At 69.7% G+C, this 4,267-nt stretch carries 4 protein-coding genes; 2 read left to right on the forward strand and 2 right to left on the reverse strand.

From position 1 onward, the window contains the following. Window positions 1-56: 56 nt before the first annotated feature. The gene (locus CH341_RS28840) at window positions 57-1,352 is read right to left on the reverse strand and encodes a L,D-transpeptidase (protein WP_245431298.1); all 1,296 of its coding nucleotides are present in this window, start codon (window positions 1,350-1,352) and stop codon (window positions 57-59) included. Between the two features lie 388 nt (window positions 1,353-1,740). On the opposite strand from CH341_RS28840, the gene CH341_RS28845 reads away from it, so the two are divergent. Next, window positions 1,741-2,346: a UbiX family flavin prenyltransferase gene (locus CH341_RS28845; RefSeq protein ID WP_111422652.1), complete on the forward strand. Its 606-nt coding sequence runs from the start codon at window positions 1,741-1,743 to the stop codon at window positions 2,344-2,346. Between the two features lie 120 nt (window positions 2,347-2,466). Here the strand turns inward: CH341_RS28845 and CH341_RS28850 are convergent, their stop codons facing one another. Further along, window positions 2,467-3,534 (reverse strand): tartrate dehydrogenase, encoded by a 1,068-nt coding sequence (locus tag CH341_RS28850; protein WP_111422654.1) that lies wholly within the window; start codon window positions 3,532-3,534, stop codon window positions 2,467-2,469. 275 nt (window positions 3,535-3,809) lie between these two features. Here CH341_RS28850 and CH341_RS28855 point away from each other — a divergent pair, with 275 nt between their 5' ends. Next, the gene (locus CH341_RS28855; protein WP_111422656.1) at window positions 3,810-4,220 is read left to right on the forward strand and encodes a DUF3775 domain-containing protein; all 411 of its coding nucleotides are present in this window, start codon (window positions 3,810-3,812) and stop codon (window positions 4,218-4,220) included. Window positions 4,221-4,267 lie beyond the last annotated feature (47 nt).

Genomic DNA, 4,267 nt, shown 5'->3' on the forward strand with positions numbered 1-4,267 from the left:
GCGAAGCGCCCGGCCGTCGTGGTCTCGACGCGTGGTCCGCCGCGCGGCGGATCGCGTCAGCGAATGACCTGCGGCAGGCCGGCGCTGTGCGGGGCGCGGGCGCCGCGCGGCGTGCCGGCCGGCGCCTGCTGGCTCGACGTCTTGCCGCTCGGCTTCACCACCACGCGGGTGCCGACGCCGACGCGGCGATAGAGGTCCTCGATGTCCTCGTTCACCAGCCGGATGCAGCCGGACGACACGAAGGTGCCGATGGTCGAGGGCTGGTTGGTGCCGTGGATGCGGTAGATCGTCTTGCCGAGATAGAGGGCGCGGGCGCCGAGCGGGTTGCTCTCGCCGCCGGCCATGAAGCGCGGCAGGTAGGGCTGGCGCTCGATCATCTCGGTCGGCGGATGCCAGTCGGGCCACTCCGCCATGCGGGTGACGCGCTCGACACCCGCCCAGGTGAAGCCCTCTCGGCCGACGCCGATGCCGTAGCGCATCGCCTTGCCGTTGCCGAGCACCAGATAGAGATAGGTGTTCGGCGTGTCGACGATCAGGGTGCCGGCCGGCTCGGTGGTGACGTAGTCGACCACTTGGCGCCGGAACTGCGCCGGCAGCTCCTTCCGCTCGCCGGTCTCGGGCTGGTAGTCGGGCGGCAGCGCCGCGTAGGTCTGGCCGCCGCCGCCGATGCCGGCCGGCGGGATCGCGCCGACCGGCGCGCGGTCGGCCTCCTGGGGCCGGGCGCCGTAAGGCTGCGACCCGTAGGGCTGGGCCCCGTATTGCTGCTGCGGCGCGCCGTAGGGCTGCTGGGCCCCATACTGCTGCTGCGGCTGAGCACCATAAGGTTGCTGCGGCTGGGCGCCGTAAGGCTGCGGGCCGCCGTAGCCCGGAGCGGGCGCCGGAGCGGCGGCGTAGCCGCCACCGCCGATGTCGCCGGGCGGCCGCATCGGGCCGTCGCTCGGGGCGGCGTAGCGGGGCGCCGGGCCGGGCTCGGGCGGAAGCGCGTAGGTGTCGCGATAGGGAGCCGGCGGCGGCACCTCGCGATAGGCGCCGGGCGGCTGGTCGCGGTAGGGCGTGCCGTCACGATAGGTCTGCGGCGCCCGCGAATAGTCGGCCGGGCCGGGCGGCGGCAGCGGCTGCGTCTCGTAGGGCACCGGGGCGGCCGCCGGATGGCCGCTGAGGTTGCGACCGCTCGGCGACGGATAGGTGCCGGGCTCGTCGTCGTCCTCGTCCATCACGGGCGCGCTGCCATAGGGGGCAGGGGCCGCGTAGGTGCCGGGCGAGCGATAGGAGCCGGGATAGGTCTGGGCGGATGCAGCGACCGTGGACGCGGCGAGGCCGGCGGCCAGCAGGATCAGACAGGATGCGCGCAAAAGACTCGTCCCCCTCGAATTCAAGCCCGAGTGTGCCGACCTTGTGGGAAGAAGTTAGGGCAGCAACAAGGCGGAAACCGGTGTCCCACCGGCTCGACACTGCATCCCAACCCTGAGAATTTGGTAAAGGGAGTGCAAATCGGCGGGCGCCGTCGCAGCCTTTGCAGCATGCATTCCGCGTGCCGGTGCGAGGCTACCGTGCGCGTCCGCACGCGCCCCGTCAGCATACCGTCGCGCCCGCGATTCGGGTGATGAATCCCGGATCGATTTTTGCTAGCTGTCGTGCCGCCGGGACTTCTCCCGGTCCCACCACTCTTCCGTGCCCGATCAGGACTCTTGCGACCGGCGCTCGTCGTCCTGCCGCGCGGCCTGCGATCAGGAGACGAGCATGACAGCGACGCCACGCCGCCTGATCGTGGGGATCAGCGGCGCCTCCGGCATCATCTACGGGCTGCGCCTGCTCGAGATCATCAAGTCGGTCGGCATCGAGACCCATGTGGTCGTCAGCAACGCCGCCAAGGTGACGCTGGCGCTGGAGACCGACCGCAAGCTCTCCGACCTGCAGGCCCTCGCCGACGTCTACTACCAGACCAACGACATCGGCGCGGCGATCTCGTCCGGCTCGTTCCGCACCGAGGGCATGATCGTCTGCCCGTGCTCGATGCGCACGCTCGCCGAGATCGCCAACGGCATCACCGGGTCGCTGCTGCCGCGCGCCGCCGACGTGGTGCTGAAGGAGCGCCGGCGCCTGGTGCTGGTCGCCCGCGAGACGCCGCTGCATCTCGGCCATCTGCGCAACATGGCGGCCGTCACCGAGATGGGCGCCATCGTCTATCCGCCGGTGCCGGCCATGTATGCGCGCCCGACCTCGCTCGAGGACATGATCGACCACACGGTCGGCCGGGTGCTCGACCTGTTCGACATCGAGTCCGGCACGGTCCGCCGCTGGCGCGAGCCACCCGACGAGCCGGACGTCGCGCCGAACGGGGAGTGAGGGCCAACGCTGTCATTCCGGGGCGCGCCGAAGGCGCGAACCCGGAATCCAGCCCCGATTTCCGAGTGCGCTGCTGGATTCCGGGTTCGGCGCTCTGCGCCGCCCCGGAATGACAGATCTTCAAATCATCTCGGCGATCGCCTTGCCGCAGGCGACCGTGTCGGCGTTGCCGCCGAGGTCGCGGGTGCGCAGCGTCTTCTCGGCCAGCACGCGCTCGATCGCGGTCAGGATGGCGCCCGCCGCCTCGTGCTCGCCGAGGTGGTCGAGCATCATGGCGCCCGACCAGATCTGGCCGATCGGATTGGCGATGCCCTGGCCGGCGATGTCGGGGGCCGAGCCGTGCACGGGCTCGAACACCGACGGATAGTTGCGCTCCGGATTGATGTTGGCGGCGGCTGCGATGCCGATCGTGCCGGCGCAGGCCGGGCCCAGATCCGACAGGATGTCGCCGAACAGGTTGGAGCCGACGACCACGTCGAACCAGTCCGGATGCAGGACGAAGTTCGCGGTGAGAATGTCGATGTGGTACTTGTCCCAGCGCACGTCCGGATAGCCCTTCGACATCTCCTCAACGCGCTCGTCCCAGTACGGCATGGTGATCGAGATGCCGTTCGACTTGGTCGCCGAGGTGAGGTGCCGCTTGGGCCGCCGCTGCGCCAGCTCGAAGGCGTATTTCAGCACCCGGTCGATGCCGACCCGGGTCATCACGGTCTCCTGCACGACGAACTCGCGCGCGGTGCCGGGAAACATCTTCCCGCCGATCGACGAGTACTCGCCCTCGGTGTTCTCGCGCACCACCATGAAGTCGATGTCGCCCGGCTTGCGGCCGGCGAGCGGGCAGGGCACGCCGGGCAGCAGCTTCACCGGGCGCAGATTGACGTACTGGTCGAAGTCGCGCCGGAACAGCAGCAGCGAGCCCCACAGCGAGACGTGATCCGGCACCCGGGCCGGCCAGCCGACGGCGCCGAAGAAGATCGCGTCGTGGCCGCCGATCTGCTCCTTCCAGTCCTCCGGCATCATGCGGCCGTGCTTCAGGTAATAGTCGCACGAGGAGAAATCGTACCAGTCGAGCTTCAGCGTGAAGCCGTGCCGCTTGGCGATCTTCTCCAGCACGCGGACGCCTTCCGGCACCACCTCCTTGCCGATGCCGTCGCCCGGGACCACGGCCACACGATAGCTTCTCGTCATGCTCGCCTCCGGCGGCGTGTCGCCGCTCGTGCCTGTGCTGTCGGGGGAAGTCGATCGTCGAACGCCGCCGAGGGTGAGGGCAGGGCCGGGCGAGGTCAATCCCCGGCCGCAGCGGCTCGGCGGTGCGCGGCGCTGTTGACCCAAATCAAGGATGCCGGATGCCCGGCTCCTAAGCTTCCAAGGGTTGAATGCGGACGCGCCAGTCGACGAGACAGACGGAGGGTGAGGGCCGGTTTCGACGTCGACATGGTCTGGGCCGCGAGAGGACGCCAGTCATGATCACCGCGCCGACTCTGACCATCTCTCCGGAAAAGGTCTGCTACGTCATCATGAAGGCGCGCGAGTTCGAGGTGCTGGACGTCGTCACCGACGGCGATGCCGAGACCGACGAGGGAAGCTGGTCGGCGCTCGACGCGCGGCGCGACGACCCGACCTATCGCGAGCTCAAGGCGTTCATCCGCTCGCTCAATCAGGACGAACAGGTCGACCTGGTGGCGCTCACCTGGCTGGGCCGCGGCGACGGCGCGATCGACGACTGGGAGGACCTGCGCGCCGAGGCCGCCCGCGCCCACAACAAGCGGACCGCCGACTACCTTCTGACCAAGCCGATGCTCCCCGACCATCTCCAGGATGCGCTCGAGCAGTTCGGCTGCACCTGCGACGACTACGACCTCGGGCATTTCTAGGGGCACCGGCAGGGCTTGGATCACCCTCCCCTGGAGGGGGAGGGTCG

Origin of the sequence: Rhodoplanes roseus (assembly GCF_003258865.1) — a bacterium.
Classification (GTDB): Bacteria; Pseudomonadota; Alphaproteobacteria; order Rhizobiales; family Xanthobacteraceae; genus Rhodoplanes; species Rhodoplanes roseus.

What these genes read in the sequence shown, in the direction of transcription:
- CH341_RS28845 (WP_111422652.1), top strand. Translation starts at nt 1,741, where the DNA reads ATGACAGCGACGCCACGCCGCCTGATCGTGGGGATCAGCGGCGCCTCC.
- CH341_RS28850 (WP_111422654.1), bottom strand. Translation starts at nt 3,534, where the DNA reads ATGACGAGAAGCTATCGTGTGGCCGTGGTCCCGGGCGACGGCATCGGC.
- CH341_RS28855 (WP_111422656.1), top strand. Translation starts at nt 3,810, where the DNA reads ATGATCACCGCGCCGACTCTGACCATCTCTCCGGAAAAGGTCTGCTAC.